Source organism: Pseudoduganella namucuonensis (genome assembly GCF_900116645.1).
Lineage (GTDB): Bacteria > Pseudomonadota > Gammaproteobacteria > Burkholderiales > Burkholderiaceae_D > Rugamonas > Rugamonas namucuonensis.
The window spans coordinates 22,853-41,448 of the sequence record NZ_FPBO01000027.1; the positions used below are offsets into that span (position 1 = coordinate 22,853).

Here is an 18,596-nt window from a genome sequence, read left to right on the forward strand (position 1 = left end):
CGTTACGGTGCAGGTAGTATTTTCGCGCGATGATCGAACGGCATCATTGCGCGAAAAGAAACCACACGAGAGAAGCCCATATGACCAAAGCCCCACCCCTCTTCCGACGCACCCTGATCGCCAGCGCCATCCTGCTGGCCGCCTCGCAGGCATACGCACAGACCGCACCCGCCACCACGGGTGAGGAACAGACCGTGGTCGTGCTGGGTTCGCGCTCGACCGCCAAGACCGCGCTGGACACGTCCGCGCCGGTCGGCCTGATCAGCATGAAGGACATGCAGTCCGCCGGCCCGCTGGAACTGGGCAAGCTGCTGCAGACGCTGGACCCGTCGTTCAACTTCTCCACCACCTTCATCAGCGACGGCACCGACATCATCCGTCCCGCGACCCTGCGCTCGCTGGGCCCGGACCAGCTGCTGGTGCTGGTGAACGGCAAGCGCCGCCACCAGCAGGCGCTGGTGAACGTGCAGCAGACCATCGGCCGCGGCTCGGCCGGCACCGACATCAACGCCATTCCGCTGGCGTCCATCCACCACATCGAGGTGCTGCGCGACGGCGCCGCCGCCCAATACGGCTCGGACGCGATCGCCGGCGTGATCAACATCGTGCTGAAGTCGAACGTCAACGAGACCGCGCTGAGCGGCCAGCTGGGCACCACCAAGGAGGGCGACGGCGACATGTTCTCCGGCAGCGTGAACCGCGGCTGGGCGCTGGGCGAGAACGGCGGCTTCCTCAACGTCACCCTGGAAGGCCGCAAGCGCGAGGAAACCAACCGCGCCGGCGTCGACTCGCTGCGCGTCAATCCGCCGCGCGTGACCCAGCGCATCGGCGACAGCGACGCCAAGGACGCCTACCTGTGGTGGAACGCGGCCCTGCCGATCGACAAGGCGAGCGAGTTCTACGCCTTCGGCGGCTTCTCCAAGCGCAAGGGCGATTCGTCCGGATTCTTCCGCTCCAAGGGCGACGGCCGCAATGTGCCGTCCGTGTATCCGGAAGGCTTCCTGCCCAACATCCGCACCACCGTGACCGACGGCTCCTACGCCTTCGGCTACCGCCGCGACCTGGCCAACGACTGGAAGGCCGACGTCAGCATCAACCACGGCATGAGCGAGCTGGCCTTCCACGAGAAGCAGACCATCAACATCTCCTACTGGTACGAGCCGAAACCGGGCGGCGGCATCTACGCGCAGTCGCCGTTCGAGGCCGACACCGGCACGCTGAAGTTCAACCAGACCACCTTCAACGCCGACGTCAAGGGTCCGGTCAAGCTGGGCGGCGAGGAGATCTTCGTGGCCACCGGCTTCGAATACCGCCAGGACAACTACCAGATCATCGCCGGCGACCCGGTGTCCTACCAGTACGGCCGCACCAACAACCCGGCCATCGTCATCAAGGACCAGAACGGCGGCGTCGCGGCATCGGGCACCCAGGGCTTCCCCGGCTACACGCCGTCCACGGCGGTCGACGAGGGCCGCCACAACATCGCGCTGTTCCTGGACACCGAATACCGTCCGGTCAAGGACCTGCTGCTGGCCGGCGCCGTGCGCTACGAGAAGTACTCGGACTTCGGCAACACCGTCACCGGCAAGTTCAGCGCGCGCTGGGACCCGTCCAAGCAGTTCGGCCTGCGCGGCAGCGTGTCGTCCGGCTTCCGCGCGCCGGGCGTGCAGCAGAAGTTCTACAGCTCCGTGTCCACCAATCTGAACCAGGCCGGCCAGCTGACCGAGACCCTGACCGCGCGCGAGGGCAGCACCGTCACCACGGCGCTGGGCATCAAGCCGCTGAAGGAGGAAACCTCGCGCAACGCCAGCTTCGGCATGGTGCTGCGTCCGGCCACCAACATGTCGCTGACGGCGGACGTGTACCAGATCAAGATCAAGGACCGCATCGTCTTCTCCAGCGAGATCTCGCCCGAAGCGGGCGGCGGCCCGATCGCCAACGTGCTGAATCCGCTGGGCGTGGGCCAGGCGCAGTTCTTCACCAACGCGGTCGACACCCAGACCCGCGGCCTGGACATCGTGGCCGACCACACCACCCGCTTCACCGGCGCCACCCTGGTGCTGTCCGGCCAGCTGGGCTTCAACAAGACCGAGGTGACCAAGCGCCACTCGCCATCGAGCCTGCTGAGCGGCGCGCAGCTGTTCAACCAGGCGCAGGTGACGCTGATCGAACGCGGCCAGCCGCGCAAGCACCACGTGGTGGCGGCCGACTTCACCACCGGCCCATGGAACGTGAACGCGCGCGCCAACTACTACGGCGAAGTGCAGGGCGAGGGTTTCAGCCCGCTGCAGACCTGGGCCGCCAAGTGGCTGCTGGACATGTCCGGCCGCTACAACTTCAGCAAGAAGACCAGCGTCTCGGTCGGCGTGAACAACGTGTTCGACACCTTCCCGTCCGAATGGACCAACGGCGGCGACTTCCCGAAACTGGGCTTCAAGTACTGCTGGGAGACCTGCCCGTTCGGCGTGAACGGCCGCTCCATGTACGTGCGCTTCGACACGGCGTTCTAAGCGCCGTTTGACAGGGAGCGGTCCCGCCGGGCCGCGCCCTCGTAGGCCGCCAGGTGGACCACGGCGGCCAGCCGCCGCGCCAGGCCGTCCATGCGCTCGGCCGGTATCTGGGCGTAGCCCAGCATCAGGCCGCGGCAATCCGGCACGCCATCGGTGGCGTGCGCGCTCAGCGCGTGCGCCACCACTCCCTCCTCCATCAGCCTGTCGCTGATTTCCCCGTCGTCCAGTCCCGCGTCGTCGAAGCGCAGCGCCAGGTGCATGCCGGCCGACGCGCCCACCACTTGCGCGATGCCGCCCAGGTGCTGGCGCAGCGCCGCCTGCAACGCGTCGCGCCGCTGGCGGTACAGGCGGCGCATGCGCCGCAGGTGCAGCGCGAACTGGCCGCTGCGCAGGAACTCCGCCAGCGCCAGCTGCTCGGCCACGCGCCCGCGCGCGCTGGACTGGGCGCGCATGGTCGCCAGCGGCCCGGCCAAGGCGGCCGGCACCACCAGGAAGCCCAGGCGCAGCGAGGGGAACATGGTCTTGCTGAAGGTGCCCAGATAGAGCACCGGCGCGTCCGGCGCCAGGCCCTGCATGGCGGGCAGCGGCGGGCCGTCGTGGCGGAACTCGCTGTCGTAGTCGTCCTCGATGATCAGCGCGCCCGCCGCGCGCGCGTCCGCGATCAGGCGCAGGCGGCGCTCCAGCGACATCACCGTGCCCAAGGGGTATTGGTGCGAAGGCGTGGTGTAGACCAGCTTGGGGGGCCGCTCGCGCCAGTCGCCGGCGGTGGGCGCCAGTCCCTGCGCGTCGACGGAGATGCCGGCGATGCGCAGGCCGGCGCCGCGGAAGGCCGCCTGCGCGCCGGCGTAGCCGGGGTTCTCGATCCATACGGTGTCACCCTCGTCGGCGCAGACGCGCGCGCACAGATCCAGGCTGCTCTGCGTGCCGTCCGTGATGAACACCTGGTCCACGCCGCACAGCACGCCGCGCGAGGCGCGCAGATAGTCGGCGATGGCGCCGCGCAGCGCCGGCTCGCCGGCCTGGTCGCCGTAGTTCAGCTGCACGGTGCCCATGCCGCGCCAGGCGCGGTCCAGCAGGCGGCGCCACAGCGCGGTGGGGAAGGCGTCCAGCGCGGGCACGCCGGGGACGAAGGCGCCCATCATGTCGGCCGGTCCCGCCACGGCGCGCAGGTCGCGGGCGCGGCGCGACAGCATCGGCGCGGCGGCGGCGTCTTGTACGCCGTCGCCACCGGTGGCGCGGTCCGGCCCCGGCGTGGCGCCACCGCCGCCGGGTGGCCGCGCGATGGCCGCCGCCACCGGCGCCACCACCGTGCCGCCGCGGTCGCTGACGACGAAGCCCTCGCACGCCAGCTGCTCGTAGGCGTAAAGCACCGTGTTGCGCGCCACGCCCAGTTCGGACGCCAGCGCGCGCGTGGCGACCAGGCGCGTGCCCGCCGCCAGCGTGCCGTTGCGGATCGCCGCGCGCAGGCATTCGTGCAACAGGCGCTGGCGCGGCCAGGCGCGCTGGCCATGGTCGCGGGTGTAGGTGTCGAGCAGCAGGGCGTAATCCATCATGGCTCCATTAAATTGAACATCGCTGGACCTTATGACGGGGCCAGCGAGCCATTATATTCGCGCTTCAACCAATTGAAGGGAGATCATGACCACCCATTCCACCGCCCGCACCCGAGTGCGCCGCATTCCCACCAACGCCGCCTACGACACGGCGACCCTGCACGCGATCATCGACGACGCCTACGTGTGCCACATCGCCTTCAGCGATGATGGCGGCCCGCATTGCATCCCGACCGCCTGCTGGCGCGAAGGCGATCACCTGTACATCCACGGCTCGAACGGCAGCCGCATGCTCAAGCGGCTGACCGAGGACGAGTGCTGCGTGACGATCACGCACGTGGACGGCCTGGTGCTGGCGCGCTCCGCATTCAACCACTCGATGAACTACCGTTCGGCGATGGTGTACGGGCGCTTCGAGGTGGTGGAGGGCGAGGCCAAGAAGGCGTCGATGGAGGCGTTCATGGAGAAGCTGGCGGCCGGCCGCCAGGCCGAGGTGCGCGGCGGCAGCGACAAGGAATACGCGGCGACGACGGTGATGCGCATCCCGCTCGCGGAAGCGGCCTGCAAGGTGCGCAAGGGCGGCCCGGAGGACGACGCCGAGGACATGGCGATCGAGGTCTGGACGGGCGTACTGCCGCTGCGGCGCGCGCAAGCCGCGCCGATCGCGGCGGAGGGCAACACGCTGCCGCAGCCGGCCTATGTCCAGGCCTGGCAGCACAACACGATCTACTAAGCGGGCTGAGCCCCATTTGGGGCCTGGCCCCAAATGGGGCTCAGCCCGCTTAGCGGCGCTCGCGGAACCACAGGGTGAGCATGGCGAGCGTGAAAAGCAGCGCGAAGGGCCAGGCGGGGTAGGCGGGGCCGGTCGCGGCGGCGTTTGTCGCAGCCGGCGAGCGGGCGGCGTAGGCGGCGGTGGCGTCGTGGCGCAAGGCGCGCTGCCAAGCCGGCCAGTCGTTCGCCGCGTGGACGTAGACGCGGTGAACGTTGTCACCGCTGCGCAGCGCCTGCCAGCCGGAGCGCGCCGGCCAGAACGCGGCGCACACGGCGTCCGCCTTGTCGGCGCGGGGCTGCCAGTTCACGGACGCTTGCCCTTCGATCTCCAGCGCGCCGCCCGGGCTGGCGCCCTGCGCGCAGATCTCGGTGCGCAGGCCGGCGACCGGCATGGCGGCGGGCTGCAGCCAGGCCAGCTTGCGCGCGCTGCCAATGGCGGCCTGGTCGAGCAGTCCCTGCCACCAGTGGCCCAGCGCGGCCGGGGCGGTGATGGCGTAGCGGTGCCAGTCGCCCACGCCCAGCCACACGACGCGCCCGCCCTTCCAGTCGCGCTGCCACAGCCAGGGCTTGCCCTTGGCGTCCCGCGCCAGCACGGTCCATGGCGCGCCAGCCTGCTCCGCCGGGTTGAGCGCGGCAGGCGCCAGCGCCAGCTGGGTCGTACCGGAACCGAACTGGCGCGCGTCCTCCTTTTCGGTGGTGGCGGACTGGGGGACCAGCCGCAGCCCCAGTTCGCGCTGCCAGACGCCCGCGTCGGCTGCATTCCCGGCCAGGACGATCAAGGGGACGCCCTGCGCTGTTTGCGCCAGCAGCGCGGCGCGCGCGGGGACGGACGCGCTTTCGAACCAGGCGGCGTCGATGAAGCGCGCATGCACCTCGCTCAGGGCGGCGCGCGCGGTCTCGCTGCGCGCGAGACCCTTGCCCAGCGTGGTTTGCCAGTCGGCGATGGCGTTGCTGTCCGTGAGGAGCTGGTTCAACACCCGCGTGTCGAAGGAAGGCGCGCCGAAGCGGCCTTCGACCTGCAACGGGATAGGCGCCTCGACTCGCAGCGGCACCGGTCCTTCCGCGATGGTTTTGCCGGCGCCGTCGAGCAGGCGCGCTTTCAGCGTGAGGGTTTCGGCCAGCGGCGGCAGCCACTGCACGGTGAGCCGCGCCGGCGCGCCGGACGGCTCCTTGCCGGATTCGGCGAGGATTTCGCCGTTCTCGGCCAGCAGTTGCAAGCGCCAGCCGGCGGCGGGCCGCGTGCGGTGCGCGGTGAGCGTGAACTGGCGGCCGAGCGGCAGCGCGCGCGGACTTTCGAGGCGCAGCAGGTCGACCTCCGGCTCGGTCCATCGCAAGGGGCGGGCTGGAAGGTCCCGCCATTGCGCAGCGTGCAGGCCGTGGCCGTCCAGGACGATGGACCGCGCGCCCGGCACGGCCAGCAGCGCGCGTGTCATGGCGTCCGGATAGCCGCGGTTCTCGGTGGCCAACGCCACTTCCCCACCCGCCGCGCCGGGACCGCGCGGCGCGGACAGCAGCGCCCACAGCGCGAGCGCCGCGACGAGGACCAGGGCGGCGTCCGGCCATTTGCGCTTGCGCGCGTACATGGCCGCGCTAAGCAGCCCGGCCAGCAGGCCAGCGAAAAGCACCACCACGGGTAGGCCCGATGCGGGCAGGCCCCACGATGCCAGGGCCGATCCAGCCAGGTCCAAGGCGCCAGAGCTCCGCGCGCCAAGTTCCAATACCGCGCCGCTAGCGCTCATGGCTGCTCCTTGCCGCGCCAGGCCTGGCCGAATTTCGTGTCCGACCGCGGCCGGGCCTGCAGCACCACCGGCACCTCGGTGAGCGTGCCGCGCAGCCAGGCGCGCAGCTCGTCGCGGCAGGCGTGGCAGCCGTCGGCCACGTCCTGCACGGCGCGCTGGGCGGCCAGCTTCTGTTCATCGTTGGCGATGCGGGCGGCGATGACGTCGCGCGCGGTCTTGCTCCACAGCGCGGGCAAGACGCCCCCAGCGCCCAGCGACTGCACCAGTTCGCGCACGTCTTGCGGTATCACGTCGTTGGCGGCGCCCTGCGCGCGCTTGTAGCTTTGCGCGCCCACCACGTCGCCGCTCATGCGCTTTTCCTCCTTGATCGCCGGCGGCACGAAGGCGGTGCGGTGCAGGTAAACGCGCTCGGCTTGCTGCAGTTCCTTGATGGCGGCCAGCGCCTTGTATTCCGGCGGCAGCGCGGGCTTCGGCGCGATGGCGCGCAACTGCTTCTCCGCCTCCCACATGGCTTTCAGCGCACGGCGCAGCACTTCCTTGGTCTGCGGGTCGAAGATCGTGGCGTTGTCCGCCTCGTCGTGGGCGTGGCCGAACCGCTGCAGCACATTGTCCATTTTGCCGAAGCCGCCCGGCGCCGGGGCCGAACCGCCGTGGTCGTGGCTATCGCCGGGGCCGTGCTCGTCGTCGCCGAAGAGCGTGGATTCCTCGCCCAGGAACTGGCCGTAGCGCAGCCTTAGCTTGGCCTGGTCGCCGGCGATGGCCTCGCTGCGGGCCCGGAGTGCGGCCGGGCCGAGCTTGGGCATGTCCGCCACCAGTTGTTCGGTGTCGATGATGATCTGGCGCTGGCTGCGCAGGTTCTCCGGCTTGACCAGGGTGGGCAGCGCGGTGGCGTCCAGGCTTTCGGCCTGCGGGCCGGGCAGGCGCAGCGTGTAGGTCGGCGATTGCACTGTATGGGGGTGCTCGGGCGCGTTGTCGGTGGCGCGCACGAAGAAATAGAGTTCGTCGCCCGGCTCCATGCCCAGCTCCTCCAGCGACCAGTTCTTTTGCCATTGGCGGCCGCGCGGGTCGTTCGATTGCGGCAGCGGCATTTCCTTGTCGCTGAAGCGGATGTTTTCCCCGCTGCCGCGCGCGAGTGTCATGTGCAGGCTGGCGCGGACGATGCCGTAGTCGTCGCGCGTGGAAACCGAAAGCTGCACGTTCTTCGCGCCGGCGGCCAGCAGGTGGATCGCTTCCTTGGGCGCGGCGATGGCGACCCGCGGCGGCTGGTCCGGCGTGACGAGGATGTTGTGGCGCGCGGTGGGCAGATGGCGGGCTCGCCAGAACACGGACTCGGTGGCCTTCCAGGCGGCGCACTCCCGCGCCACCGGCAGCGACTGGCCGTCGCTCAGCTCGACCGCGGACGCGGGTTCCCCCGGGCGCGCGAAGCACCAGCGGACGTCGCTGTACTGCGGGATCTGGATGTCCTTGGCGGCGGTCTCGAACGCGGCCGCCTTCGTGTATGCGGGCGGGGTGACGCGCAGGGTCAATTCGCCTGGCGCCGCCGGCCTGGCGGCCGCCGAAGCGCTCGACGCCGCCGGCTTCGGCGCCGCCACCTGTTGCAAGGCCCAGGCGGCGCCCGCCGCCAACAGGCTGAGGATGAGGGGCAGGACGCGCCATCGCACGCGGGTGCGGGCGATGGCGCGGTAGCCGTCGTCGTTCAGCACGTCGAGCAGGCGGGCTTGCAAGCGTTTGCGCTGCAGCCGCGCGATGGCGGAGGCGGGTTCGCTGGCGAGCAGCTCGCTGCTGTCCTCCAGCGCCGGGAAGGCGGCGTCCAGCCAGCGGGGCCACTCGACGGCCAGGCGGCGGCGCAGCGCGCGCAGGTCGAGTATGAGCCAGATCAGACCAACGCCCAGCAGGAAGAGTGGGATCGCGAATGGCGGCAGGCCGGCGGCGCCTTGGGAGGCGGTGCGCGGGCCCGCCACGGTGAGCGCACACACCAGCAGCGGCGGCAGCAGCACGAGCGCCCACAGCGGCGCGCGGCGCAGCAGGAACGCGCGCCAAAGACGGCGCTGGACGGTGGCGCGGAAATCAGCGTCGACGGACATGGCTTAGCAGACGTTCAAGGACAAACAATGCCAGCAGCGCGTGGGCGAGCCAGGCGGCGGGGGTGGTGTCCGGCATCGCCAGCGGCGCGCCGCGGCCGGCGGGCAGCGACAGCGCGGGCATGGCGTAGGGTTGCGCGGGGTACGCGAGCGCTTGCCAGGTTTCGTAGAGCGCGCGGGCGGAATCGGCATCCGCGGGCGGCCAGTTTGACGAGGCCCACAAGCGGCCGCGCGGGCTGTCGGCGATTTGCAGGGCCACGCCGTTGATGCTGAGCGCTTGCGCCGGGGCCCGGGTCGCGGCGGGCATCAGCGGCAGGGCATCCGGGGGCAGCCACCATAGCGGCGCGCGCCAGTCGGCCGGTGGCGCCGCGGCGCGGTCCCAGACGATCAGCTCGGTCTTCGCGGTTGGCGCGTCGGCCAGGATGTAGCGGCTGTTGCCGGTGCCGGCGGCGTCGAAGGCGGCGAACAGCGCGCGCCAGGCGGCCAGGCGCTCCCGGGGAGCCGACAGCGCGATGTGGCGCTCCTTGATGGGCGATTCCGCTGAGGGAAGCGTGGACGCGGGCGGAATTCGGATATCGACGGCATGGGCGAATTGTGGGATCCGCGCGGGCATGGGCAGCGACGCGGCCAGTATCAGCACGCGCGCGCCGGAACGCCATTCGTGTTCGTTTGCCTGCAGCCAGGCGAGCGCGCCAGCGGGCAACGGCGTGCGCCGCGCATCCTGGAAGCCAGCGGCCGCGATCTGCCGCTCGATCCAGGCGGCGCTTGCCGGTGGCGTGGTGAGCGCGGGATCAATCAACACGGTGTCGGCGCGCCAGGGGATGGTGGTGACGGCCAGCCACGCGATCAGCGCCACCAGCAGCAGGCAGCGCACGGCAAGCAGCGCCACGTCTTCCCAGCGCCAGATGCGTAGTTGCCGGGGCGGCGCGGCGGGCAGGAAGCGCGCGGTGGCCAGCGGCTCGGCCTTCACGCGCTGGCGCTTCTGGCGGTGCCACCATATCGGCAGCAACAGAACCGGCAGCGCGAGCCACCACAATGCCTGTGCGCTGGCGATCATGGCCGCCTCGCCGATGCCAGTTGCAGCCAGCCGCGCAGCGCCGCTGCAGGTGCCTGCTCGATGCGGGCCTCGTAGTACGGAAAGTCGCGCTGGCGGCAGTCGGTGGACACTTGCGCGAAGTGCGCCGCCAACGCCGCGCGGTAGGCTTCGCGGTCCGCGCCTTGCAGGCGGTGCAAGCCCGCTCCCGCTTCCGGATCCCGATAGCCGGAGCCGGCGCGGAAACTGGCGTCCACCTCGGCCTGCGTGCGCAAGGACATCAGGCGCACGTCGTGCCGCATGCCGCGCAGCCGCATCAGCGCTTCGCTCAGCGGCGATGGCCAGTCGAGGAAGTCGCTGGCGGCGAACACCAGGCTTTGCGCGCGGGCGAAATGCAGGCAGGATTTGAGCGCGTCCGCGTCCGGCAGCACGCCCTCGGGCCGGGCCTTCGACAGCGCGGCCAGCACGCGCCGCAACTGGCGCGGCCCGCGCGAGGCGGGTGTGAACTCGGCCCTGCCGCCGGTGCAGACGATCAGCCCGAAGGCGTCGCCCTGGCGCTGCGCGATGGCCGCCATGCAGGCCAGCATGGTGCGCGCGTACCAGAGCTTGTCGATGCCGGGCATGTCGTGGCTGCGCTCGGCCATGGACGCGGTGGCGTCCAGCCACAGCCAGACGGCGACGTGGCTGTCGCGCTCCGCCTCGCGCACGTAGTAGCGGTCGGCGCGCGCCAGCAACTTCCAGTCCACCCGGCGCCATTCGTCGCCGGGGGCATAGGCGCGGTACTCGGAGAACTCCACGCCGGCGCCGCGTTCGCGGCCCGCGTGGATGCCATGGCCCAGCCCCGCCAGCACGTGGCGGATCACAAGGTCCAGGTCCGAGGTGTGCGCCAGCAGCGCGGGTGTTTCAAGCATCTTGGCCTGGGCCTCAGTCCGGGCGCACGTCGTTGCGCAGCGCGGCGAGGATGTCGGCGACGGCGATGCCGTCCGCTTCCGCCTCGAAGTTGCGCAGCACGCGGTGTGCCAGCACCGGCAGCAGCATGGCGACGATGTCCTCGCGCGTGACGGCGAGGCGGTTGTGCATCAGCGCGCGCGCCTTGGCCGCCAGCACCAGCGCCTGGCCGGCGCGCGGACCGGCGCCCCAGCCGACGTGCTTTTGCACGGCGGCGACACTGCTCTCCTTCGGCCGCGTGGCGCGCACCAGGCGGGTCGCGTACACCAGCAGGTGCTGGCCGATCTCGATGTCGCGCACCAGCTGCTGCAGGCGCAGCAGGGTCGCCACGTCCATCACCGGCTCGGCGTCGGCCAGCCCGGCGTGGGTGGTGGCGGACACCATGGCCACCTCCTCCGCCTCGGTCGGATAGCCGACGTCGATGCGCAGCAGGAAGCGGTCCAGCTGCGCCTCCGGCAGCGGGTAGGTGCCGGCCTGCTCGATGGGATTCTGCGTGGCCAGCACGAAGAAGGGACGCGGCAGCCTGTGCGTCTGGCCGGCGAAGGTCACGCAGCGTTCCTGCATGGCCTCCAGCAACGCGGACTGGGTCTTGGGCGGCGCGCGGTTGATCTCGTCCGCCAGCAGCACCTGGGTGAACACGGGGCCCCGCTGGAAGCGGAATTCCCGCTTGCCGGTGGCGTGGTCCTCCTCCAGGATCTCGGTGCCGACGATATCGGAAGGCATCAGGTCCGGCGTGAACTGCACGCGGCGGAACTCCATCGCCGTGGCCTGCGACAGCGACTTGACCAGCAGCGTCTTGCCCAGCCCCGGCACGCCCTCCACCAGCGCGTGGCCGCCGCCCAGCAGGCAGATGATGAGCGAGTCGATCACGTCCCGCTGGCCGACGATCACCTTCGACATGCTGGCCTTCAGGGCCGCCACCTTGGCGCCCAGCGCGCCGATTTCGTTCTCGTCCCAGGACGAGGAATCATGCAAAGACACGGTCAAGCTCCCAATGCGTACTGAATAATGTTGACTGCGAAGCGGGTGTTGTCGATGGCCAGCCAGCGCTTGTTGCGGAAGTCGTAGTCCCACTCGCAGCCATAGTCCTTGTTGCTGTACAGGACCCGCACCCGGCCGTTGAATTCGATGGCCTTCAGGTAGTCGTGCACCAGGTCGTCGCCCCAGCCGTTCAACTCCACGCTGGTGTTGGGCGGGCCGTCGAACTTGAAGAAGCTCGAATAGACCGGGTGGTTGTTCGGGATCTTGTTCAGCGCGCGCTTGCCGAAGATCCTCGCCATCTCGGCCTCGAACGATTTCGCGAACAGGCCGTCGATGTCGTGGTTGCAGTCGTCCACGAAGACGAAACCGCCGCCCCGCACGTAGCGCTCGAAGTTCTTGCGCTCGGCGGGGGTGAACTGCACCAGCTTGTGGCCGGCGAAGTAGCAGAACGGCGCCTCCAGCATCTTCGCGTCGGACAGCGCCACGATGCGCTCCACCGGGTCCACCCGCAGTGTGGTGTACTCGACCAGGGAGTTGAGCACGTTGCTGGGCATGCGGACGTCCACGTCCCAGTCGCCGGACTCGTAGGTCAGGCGGGTGAAGTAGAAGTCGTGGCTAGGCATGGGTTAGGTCCTGGACCGGCGGCGGGAAACCGGGGACAGACCCTCCGCGCCACACGCCGTCGCGTAGGCATGGGTCGCTGAACGCGGGTCTGTCCCCAGTGCTCATACCGCATCCGACAGCGACGTGAAGTTGAAGTCGCGGATCTTCATCGCCGGCAGCAGCATCTGGAAGCGCGAGCCGACGCCGCCCACCACCACCGGCTTGCCCAGTTCCTCGATGTTGTTCAGCATGGACACCGGGCTTTCGTTGAAGCGGAAGTTCTTGATCGGATGCTTGATCTTGCCGTTCTCGATGTAGAAGGTGCCGTCGCGCGTCAATCCGGTCAGCGCCACCGATTGCGGGTCCACCATGCGGATGTACCAGAGGCGCGTGACCAGCACGCCCTTCTTGGTGCCGGCGATCAGTTCCTCCGTGCTCTTGCTGCCGCCAGCCATGATGATGTTGCCGTGCTGCGCGGTGGCGCGCTTGCCGTTCTTCCCGGCCCAGAAACGCGAGTAGTCCAGCGTGGACACGACGCCGTTCTTGATGATGTCGGTGCGCTCGCGCGCCTGCATGGTGGCGCCGTCCCAGGGCAGCACCGGCACGTCCGGGTTCCACGGGTCGGCCCACACGTTCACCTGCTCGTCGTACAGCTTGTCGCCCAGGCGGTTGGCGCCGCCCTTCTTGGACAGGAAGCTGCGACCCTCGTCGGCGCGGCGCGCGTCGAAGGCGTTGAACATGAAGTTCAGCATGTCCGACGTGGCCGCCGGCTCCAGGATCACCGTGTAGCGGCCCGGCTCCATGGCCTTCGCGTCCACCGATCGCACCGCCTTCTCGATCGCCACGTTGGACGCCTCGCGCGCGTCGAACCGGCCCGCGTCGTTGGCGTAGCGGGTGGCCCAGCCCGAACCCCGGCCGTCCTCCGTGCGCGCGGTGATGGTGAAGCCCAGGTTGCTCAGTTCCTGGTAGCCGAACAGGCCATTGGAGTTGGCCAGCGCCTCGAAGCCGGTGGTGTCGTTGAAGAAGCCGGCCGCCTGCAGCTTGGCCTTGCGCGCCGCGTCTATGCTCTGGAACGCCACCTCGGCGCGGTACTCGGGATCGATGTCGGCCGTGCGCTTGCTCCAGGTGGGCGTGGCCTTGTACTGCTGCGGCTTGATCGCCGGCAGGAACTCCGGATTCTCCGGCGCCAGGCGCGCCACGTCCTCGGCGCGGCGCACGGCCTTTTCCAGCGACTTGTCGTCGAACTCGTTGATCGACGCCGCGCCCACGCGCTTGCCGAAGGCGACCGTCACGCTCAGCTGCGTGTTCTCTGTGAGGCCGGCGGTGGAGACGGCGTTGTTGGCGTAGCGGATATTGCCCGAGCGGCTGCCGCTCAGGCCCACCTCGCACTGGTCCGCCTTCGAGTAGGCGATCACCTTGTCGCAAACGCGCTTCGCTTCTTCCTGGTTCAGAAATTTCATCTGGCGCTGCTCCTCAGCCGATCTTGCGGGCGGTGTTGATGACGTTCACGCCGTTGAAGCGCGTGGTGCTCGATCCGTGCGACACGGCGCTCACCTGCGGCGGCTGGCCCTTGCCGTCGAAGAAGGAGCCGCCCATGCGCCAGTCGCGCTCGTCGCACATGGCGGCGCAGGCGTTCCAGAATTCCTGGGTGTTGGACTGGTAGGCCACGTCTTCCACCTGGTTGACGATCTTGCCGTTCCTGATCTCGTAGAACAGCTGGCCGCCGAACTGGAAGTTGTAGCGCTGCTGGTCGATGGAGAAGGAGCCGCGTCCCAGGATGTAGATGCCCTTCTTCACGTCGGCCACCATCTCGTCCGGCGTCATCTTCCTCTTGCCAGCCGCGAGGGACACGTTGGGCATGCGCTGGAACTGCACGCTGCTCCAGCTGTCGGCGTACGAGCAGCCGTGCGATTCCTTCTCGCCGATCACGTGGGCCTGGTCGCGCGTGGTCTGGTAGTTCACCAGCACGCCGTCCTTGATGATGTCCCAGCGCTTGGCCTTCACGCCCTCGTCGTCGTAGCCGACCGCGCCCAGCGAGCCGATGGCGGTGCGGTCGGCCACGAAGTTGACGATGTCGGCGCCGTACTTGAATTTCTTCGATTCCCACTTGTCCAGCGTGGCGAAGCTGGTGCCGGCGTAGTTGGCCTCGTAGCCCAGCACGCGGTCCAGTTCCGTGGCGTGGCCGACGGATTCGTGGATGGTGAGGAACAGGTGCTCGGGGCTGAGCACCAGGTCGTACTTGCCCGGCTCGATGGATTTCGCGGTCAGCTTCTCGCGTGCCTGGCGGCCGGCGGCGCGGGCGTCCTCGATCAGGTCGTAGCCGTTCTTGTACAGCTGGGTCACGCCGCCGGCGGCGCGCACCTTGTTCCCGGCCTTCGCGTCGAAGAACTCGTAACCCATGCCGGCCGGCGACGACAGGCCGTCGCGGGTGCGGAACTTGCCGGTGGCCTTGTCCACGGCGGTGGCGGTGAACGGGGACCACAGGCGGTGCACGTCCTGGTCGATGTAGGAGCCGTCGGTGGAGGCGAAGTACTTCTGCTGGTTCACCTGGAACAGCATGGACTGCATGAAGCTCGCGCCGGCGTCCATGCCGGCCTTGTTGGCGGCGATCAGCATCTCGGCCTTGTCCTTGATGGGCACCGTGCGCCAGTCCTTGATGTACGGCGTGGACCAGGCCACCTCGCCCACGCCCTTCACCGGCGCCAGGCGCACGGGTTCGGTCTGCAGGCGGGCGTTGGCCTTGGCGATGGCGACCGCCTGGCGCGCGGCGTCGGCCACGGAGTCCAGGGTCATCACGTTGGTGGAGACGAAGCCGTAGGCGCCGCCGGCGATCACGCGCACGCCGACGCCGCTCGATTCGGTGTTGACGATGTTTTCGACGTTCAGGTCGCGGGTGGTGATGAACTGGTTCAGGTAGCGGCCGACGCGCACGTCGCAATAGCTCGCGCCGGCCTTGGTGGCGGCGTTCATCGCGGCGTCCGCCAGCGATTTCTTGAACTGCACGGCCATGGGGTTGAGCAGCTCCTCGGCCGCGATGGCGTTGCCGAACACCGGCACCAGCATGGCGCCGCCGGACAGCGCGCCCACTTTCAGAAATGTACGTCGTTCCACATCTACTCCTGGTTCAAGTTTAGTACAAAACCCACCGCAAGGGCTGGGGTCAGACCCCCAGGGGTCTGACCCCCGACTTCGCCTTCGGGTTACACCGCGTCCGACAGCGAGGTGAAGTTGAAGTCCCGCACCTTCATCGCGGGGATCAGCATCTGGAACGGCGACTCGTCGCCGCCCAGGATCTCGGGCTTGCCGATCTCGTCGATGTTGTTGAGCATGGTGACCGGGCTTTCGTTGAAGCGGAAGTTCTTCACCGGGTGCTTGATCTTGCCGTTCTCGATGTAGAAGGTGCCGTCGCGCGTCAGGCCGGTCAGCAGCACGGTTTGCGGGTCCACCATGCGGATGTACCAGGTGCGGGTGATCAGCACGCCCTTCTTGGTTTTGGCGATCAGCTCCTGCGTGGACTTGTTGGTGCCCGCCATGATGAAGTTGCCCGGCGCGCCAACGGCGCGCTTGCCCTGCTTCCGCGCCCAGAAGCGCGAGTAGTCCATCGCCGCGACCTTGCCGCTCTTGATGATGTCCATGCGCTCGCGCGCCAGCATGGTGTTGGTGTCCCACGGCGTGACGGCGATGTCCTTGTCCCACGGGTCGGACCAGATGTTGACCTGCTCGTCGAACAGCTTCTCGCCCAGGCGGTTGCCGCCGCCCTTCTTCGACAGGAAGCTGCGGCCCTCGTCCGCGCTGCGCGCGTCGAAGCCGTTGAACATGTAGGCCAGCAGGTCGGAGGTGGCGGCCGGCTCCAGGATCACCGTGTAGCGGCCAGGCTCCAGCGCCTTGGCGTCCACCGAGCGCAGCGCCTTCTCGATCGCCACGTCGGAGGCCTCGCGCGCGTCGAACCTGGCGACGTCGCCCGCGTCGCGCCGCACCCAGCCCGATCCGCGGCCGTCCTCGGTGCGCACGGTGCAGGTGAAGTTCAGGCCCGTGTTCTCCTGGTGGCCGAACACGCCCTTGGAGTTGGCGATGGCCTCGAACGCGGTGCTGTCGGTGAAGAAGCCGGCGGCCACCAGCTTGTTCTTGCGGCTGTTCTCGATGCTGTAGGCGGCCACCTGGGCGCGGAAGTCGGGATCGATGGCGGCGGTGCTCTTGCTGTAGGTGTCGCTGGCCTTGTACTCCTGCTTCGAGACGGTGGACATGAACTCCGGGTTTTCCGGCGCCAGGCGCGCCAGGTCCTCGGCGCGGCGCACGGCCTTTTCCAGCGACTTGTCGTCGAACTCGTTGACGGTGGCGGTGCCCTGCTTCTTGCCGTAGGCGACAGACACGGACAGCTGCGTGTCCTCGACCAGGCCGGCGGTGGAGACGGCGTTGCGCGCGTAGCGGATATTGCCCGTGCGGTTGCCGGTCAGCTTGACCTCGCATTCGTCGGCCTTGGTCAGGGACAGCACCTTGTCGGTGATGCGCTTCGCTTCTTCCTGATTCAGAAATTTCATGTTCTAGTCCTTAGCCTTAGCCGATCTTGCGGGCGGTGTTGATCACGTTGATGCCGTTGAAGCGCGTGGTGCTGGCGCCGTGCGACACGATGCTGACCTGCGAAGGCTGGCCCTTGCCGTCGAAGAAGGAGCCTCCCATGCGCCAGTCGCGCTCGTCGCACAGGGCGGAGCAGGCGTTCCAGAACTCCTGGGTGTTGGACTGGTAGGCCACGTCCTCCAGCGGCTGGGTGATCTTGCCGTCCTTGATCTCGTAGAACAGCTGGCCCCCGAACTGGAAGTTGTAGCGCTGCTGGTCGATGGAGAAGGAGCCGTCGCCGACGATGTAAATGCCCTTCTTGACGTCCTTGATCATCTGGTCCGGCGTGAGCCGCTTCGTGCCGGCCTTGAGCGACACGTTGGGCATGCGCTGGAACTGCACGCTGCTCCAGCTGTCCGCGTAGGAGCAGCCGTGCGACTCCTTCTCGCCGATGATGTGGGCCTGGTCGCGCGTGGCCTGGTAGTTCACCAGCACGCCGTCCTTGATGATGTCCCAGCTCTTGCAGCGCACGCCCTCGTCGTCGTAGCCGACCGCGCCCAGCGAACCGGCGGCGGTCTTGTCGGCGACGATGTTGACCATGTCGGCGCCGTACTTGAATTTCCTCGACTTCCATTTGTCCAGCGTGGCGAAGCTGGTGCCGGCGAAGTTGGCCTCGTAGCCCAGCACGCGGTCCAGCTCCGTCGGGTGGCCGACCGACTCGTGGATGGTCAGCCACAGGTGCTCGGGGCTGAGCACCAGGTCGTACTTGCCCGGCTCGACGGATTTCGCCGTCAGCTTGGCCTTGGCCTGCTGGCCGGCCGCGCGCGCGTCCTCCACCAGGTCGTAGGACTTGCGGTACAGCGTGGTCACGCCGCCGGCGGCCTTGAACTTGTCCTCGGCGCGGCCGTCCAGGTATTCATAGCCCATGCCGACCGGCGTGGACAGGCCGGAACGGGAGCGGAACTTGCCGCTGGTCTTGTCGACGGCGGTGGCGAAGAAGGGCATCCACAGGCGGTGCAGGTCCTGGTCGATGTAGGAGCCGTCGGTGGAGGCGAAGTACTTCTGCTGGTTCACCTGGAACAGCAGCGATTGCATGAAGCTGGCGCCGCCGTCCAGGCCGGCCTTGTTGCCGGCGATGAGCAGCTCGGCCTTTTCCTTGATGGGCACCGTGCGCCAGTCCTTGGTGTAGGGCGTGGCCCAGGCCACCTCGCCCACGCCCTTCAGCGCGGCCAGTTGCACCGGTTCGGTCTGCAGCCTGGCGTTGGCCTTGGCGATGGCGACCGCCTGGCGCGCGGCGCCGGCCACGCCGTCCGGCGACATGTCGTTGGTGGCGGCGAAGCCGTAGGCGCCGCCCGCGATCACGCGCACGCCGACGCCGGCCGATTCAGTGTTGGTGACGTTCTCGATGTTCAGGTCCCGGGTGGTCAGGAACTGGTTCAGGTAGCGGCCGATGCGCACGTCGCAGTAGCTGGCGCCGGCCTGGGTGGCGGCGGTCATGGCCGTGTCGGCCAGCATCTTCTTGAACTTCACGTCGACCGGCTTGAGCAGCTCTTCGGCCGCGATGGCGTGGCCGAACGGGGGCAGCAGCATTGTGCCCAAGGCAAAACCGCTAATGTTGAGAAATGCGCGTCGTTCCATATTATCTCCAAAAGAACACTGCCGGGTTTTGCGGCCGGGGGACTGCCTTGTGGGCTGTCCTGCGCCGCGAAATCTGTAGACTAGTCAACAAGCAATAAAGGGATGCGTTCTGCAAGTTCCATGCCATTTGTGAAATGGCCCGCTGGCCGGGCGGCGCGGTGTCCGGGGCTGTCCGAAGTGTCCGC

The 18,596-nt window shown here is 68.8% G+C and carries 13 protein-coding genes; 2 read left to right on the plus strand and 11 right to left on the minus strand.

The features are described from left to right. The first annotated feature begins 80 nt into the window (after positions 1 to 80). Positions 81 to 2,510 (plus strand): TonB-dependent receptor plug domain-containing protein, encoded by a 2,430-nt coding sequence (locus tag BM436_RS24150; protein ID WP_093558096.1) that lies wholly within the window; start codon positions 81 to 83, stop codon positions 2,508 to 2,510. Here the strand turns inward: BM436_RS24150 and pdxR are convergent. Beyond that, entirely contained in the window at positions 2,507 to 4,060 is a 1,554-nt protein-coding gene (gene pdxR / locus BM436_RS24155) for a MocR-like pyridoxine biosynthesis transcription factor PdxR (RefSeq protein ID WP_093558097.1), read from the minus strand. The genes BM436_RS24150 and pdxR overlap by 4 nt on opposite strands. Before the next feature lie 88 nt (positions 4,061 to 4,148). On the opposite strand from pdxR, the gene BM436_RS24160 reads away from it, so the two are divergent. Continuing rightward, positions 4,149 to 4,796 (plus strand): pyridoxamine 5'-phosphate oxidase family protein, encoded by a 648-nt coding sequence (locus tag BM436_RS24160; protein ID WP_093558098.1) that lies wholly within the window; start codon positions 4,149 to 4,151, stop codon positions 4,794 to 4,796. A 49-nt stretch (positions 4,797 to 4,845) separates the two neighbouring features. Here the strand turns inward: BM436_RS24160 and BM436_RS24165 are convergent, their stop codons facing one another. From BM436_RS24165 to BM436_RS24210, 10 genes are all read right to left on the minus strand, one after another. Continuing rightward, the gene (locus BM436_RS24165; protein WP_229490658.1) at positions 4,846 to 6,573 is read right to left on the minus strand and encodes a hypothetical protein; all 1,728 of its coding nucleotides are present in this window, start codon (positions 6,571 to 6,573) and stop codon (positions 4,846 to 4,848) included. Continuing rightward, a complete protein-coding gene (locus BM436_RS24170; protein ID WP_093558099.1) occupies positions 6,570 to 8,657 on the minus strand; it encodes a DUF4175 family protein in 2,088 nt (695 codons plus the stop codon). Before BM436_RS24170 ends, BM436_RS24165 begins: the two co-directional genes overlap by 4 nt. Continuing rightward, positions 8,641 to 9,711, minus strand: a complete 1,071-nt coding sequence (locus BM436_RS24175; protein ID WP_093558100.1) for a BatA domain-containing protein — start codon at positions 9,709 to 9,711, stop codon at positions 8,641 to 8,643. The genes BM436_RS24170 and BM436_RS24175 overlap by 17 nt, the downstream gene beginning before the upstream one ends. Continuing rightward, a complete protein-coding gene (locus tag BM436_RS24180; protein ID WP_093558101.1) occupies positions 9,708 to 10,598 on the minus strand; it encodes a DUF58 domain-containing protein in 891 nt (296 codons plus the stop codon). The genes BM436_RS24175 and BM436_RS24180 overlap by 4 nt, the downstream gene beginning before the upstream one ends. A 13-nt stretch (positions 10,599 to 10,611) precedes the next feature. After that, on the minus strand, positions 10,612 to 11,616 hold the full coding sequence (locus BM436_RS24185) for an AAA family ATPase (protein WP_259741441.1): 1,005 nt from the start codon (positions 11,614 to 11,616) through the stop codon (positions 10,612 to 10,614). A 2-nt stretch (positions 11,617 to 11,618) separates the two neighbouring features. Next, positions 11,619 to 12,239 carry a DUF4159 domain-containing protein gene (locus tag BM436_RS24190; protein ID WP_093558102.1) on the minus strand — a complete coding sequence of 207 codons (621 nt, stop codon included), beginning with the start codon at positions 12,237 to 12,239 and terminating at the stop codon, positions 11,619 to 11,621. A gap of 102 nt (positions 12,240 to 12,341) precedes the next feature. Continuing rightward, on the minus strand, positions 12,342 to 13,679 hold the full coding sequence (locus BM436_RS24195) for a TldD/PmbA family protein (protein WP_093558103.1): 1,338 nt from the start codon (positions 13,677 to 13,679) through the stop codon (positions 12,342 to 12,344). A gap of 13 nt (positions 13,680 to 13,692) precedes the next feature. Continuing rightward, positions 13,693 to 15,330: a TldD/PmbA family protein gene (locus BM436_RS24200; protein WP_093558104.1), complete on the minus strand. Its 1,638-nt coding sequence runs from the start codon at positions 15,328 to 15,330 to the stop codon at positions 13,693 to 13,695. An 89-nt stretch (positions 15,331 to 15,419) separates the two neighbouring features. Further along, positions 15,420 to 16,757 carry a TldD/PmbA family protein gene (locus BM436_RS24205; protein ID WP_093558105.1) on the minus strand — a complete coding sequence of 446 codons (1,338 nt, stop codon included), beginning with the start codon at positions 16,755 to 16,757 and terminating at the stop codon, positions 15,420 to 15,422. A gap of 16 nt (positions 16,758 to 16,773) precedes the next feature. Further along, positions 16,774 to 18,411 (minus strand): TldD/PmbA family protein, encoded by a 1,638-nt coding sequence (locus tag BM436_RS24210; protein WP_093558106.1) that lies wholly within the window; start codon positions 18,409 to 18,411, stop codon positions 16,774 to 16,776. Positions 18,412 to 18,596 lie beyond the last annotated feature (185 nt).

Coding starts and splice junctions, on each gene's coding strand:
- BM436_RS24210 (WP_093558106.1), bottom strand. CDS start 18,411: ATGGAACGACGCGCATTTCTCAACATTAGCGGTTTTGCCTTGGGCACA.
- BM436_RS24195 (WP_093558103.1), bottom strand. CDS start 13,679: ATGAAATTTCTGAACCAGGAAGAAGCGAAGCGCGTTTGCGACAAGGTG.
- BM436_RS24170 (WP_093558099.1), bottom strand. CDS start 8,657: ATGTCCGTCGACGCTGATTTCCGCGCCACCGTCCAGCGCCGTCTTTGG.
- BM436_RS24180 (WP_093558101.1), bottom strand. CDS start 10,598: ATGCTTGAAACACCCGCGCTGCTGGCGCACACCTCGGACCTGGACCTT.
- BM436_RS24205 (WP_093558105.1), bottom strand. CDS start 16,757: ATGAAATTTCTGAATCAGGAAGAAGCGAAGCGCATCACCGACAAGGTG.
- pdxR (WP_093558097.1), bottom strand. CDS start 4,060: ATGGATTACGCCCTGCTGCTCGACACCTACACCCGCGACCATGGCCAG.
- BM436_RS24175 (WP_093558100.1), bottom strand. CDS start 9,711: ATGATCGCCAGCGCACAGGCATTGTGGTGGCTCGCGCTGCCGGTTCTG.
- BM436_RS24165 (WP_229490658.1), bottom strand. CDS start 6,573: ATGAGCGCTAGCGGCGCGGTATTGGAACTTGGCGCGCGGAGCTCTGGC.
- BM436_RS24190 (WP_093558102.1), bottom strand. CDS start 12,239: ATGCCTAGCCACGACTTCTACTTCACCCGCCTGACCTACGAGTCCGGC.
- BM436_RS24160 (WP_093558098.1), top strand. CDS start 4,149: ATGACCACCCATTCCACCGCCCGCACCCGAGTGCGCCGCATTCCCACC.
- BM436_RS24150 (WP_093558096.1), top strand. CDS start 81: ATGACCAAAGCCCCACCCCTCTTCCGACGCACCCTGATCGCCAGCGCC.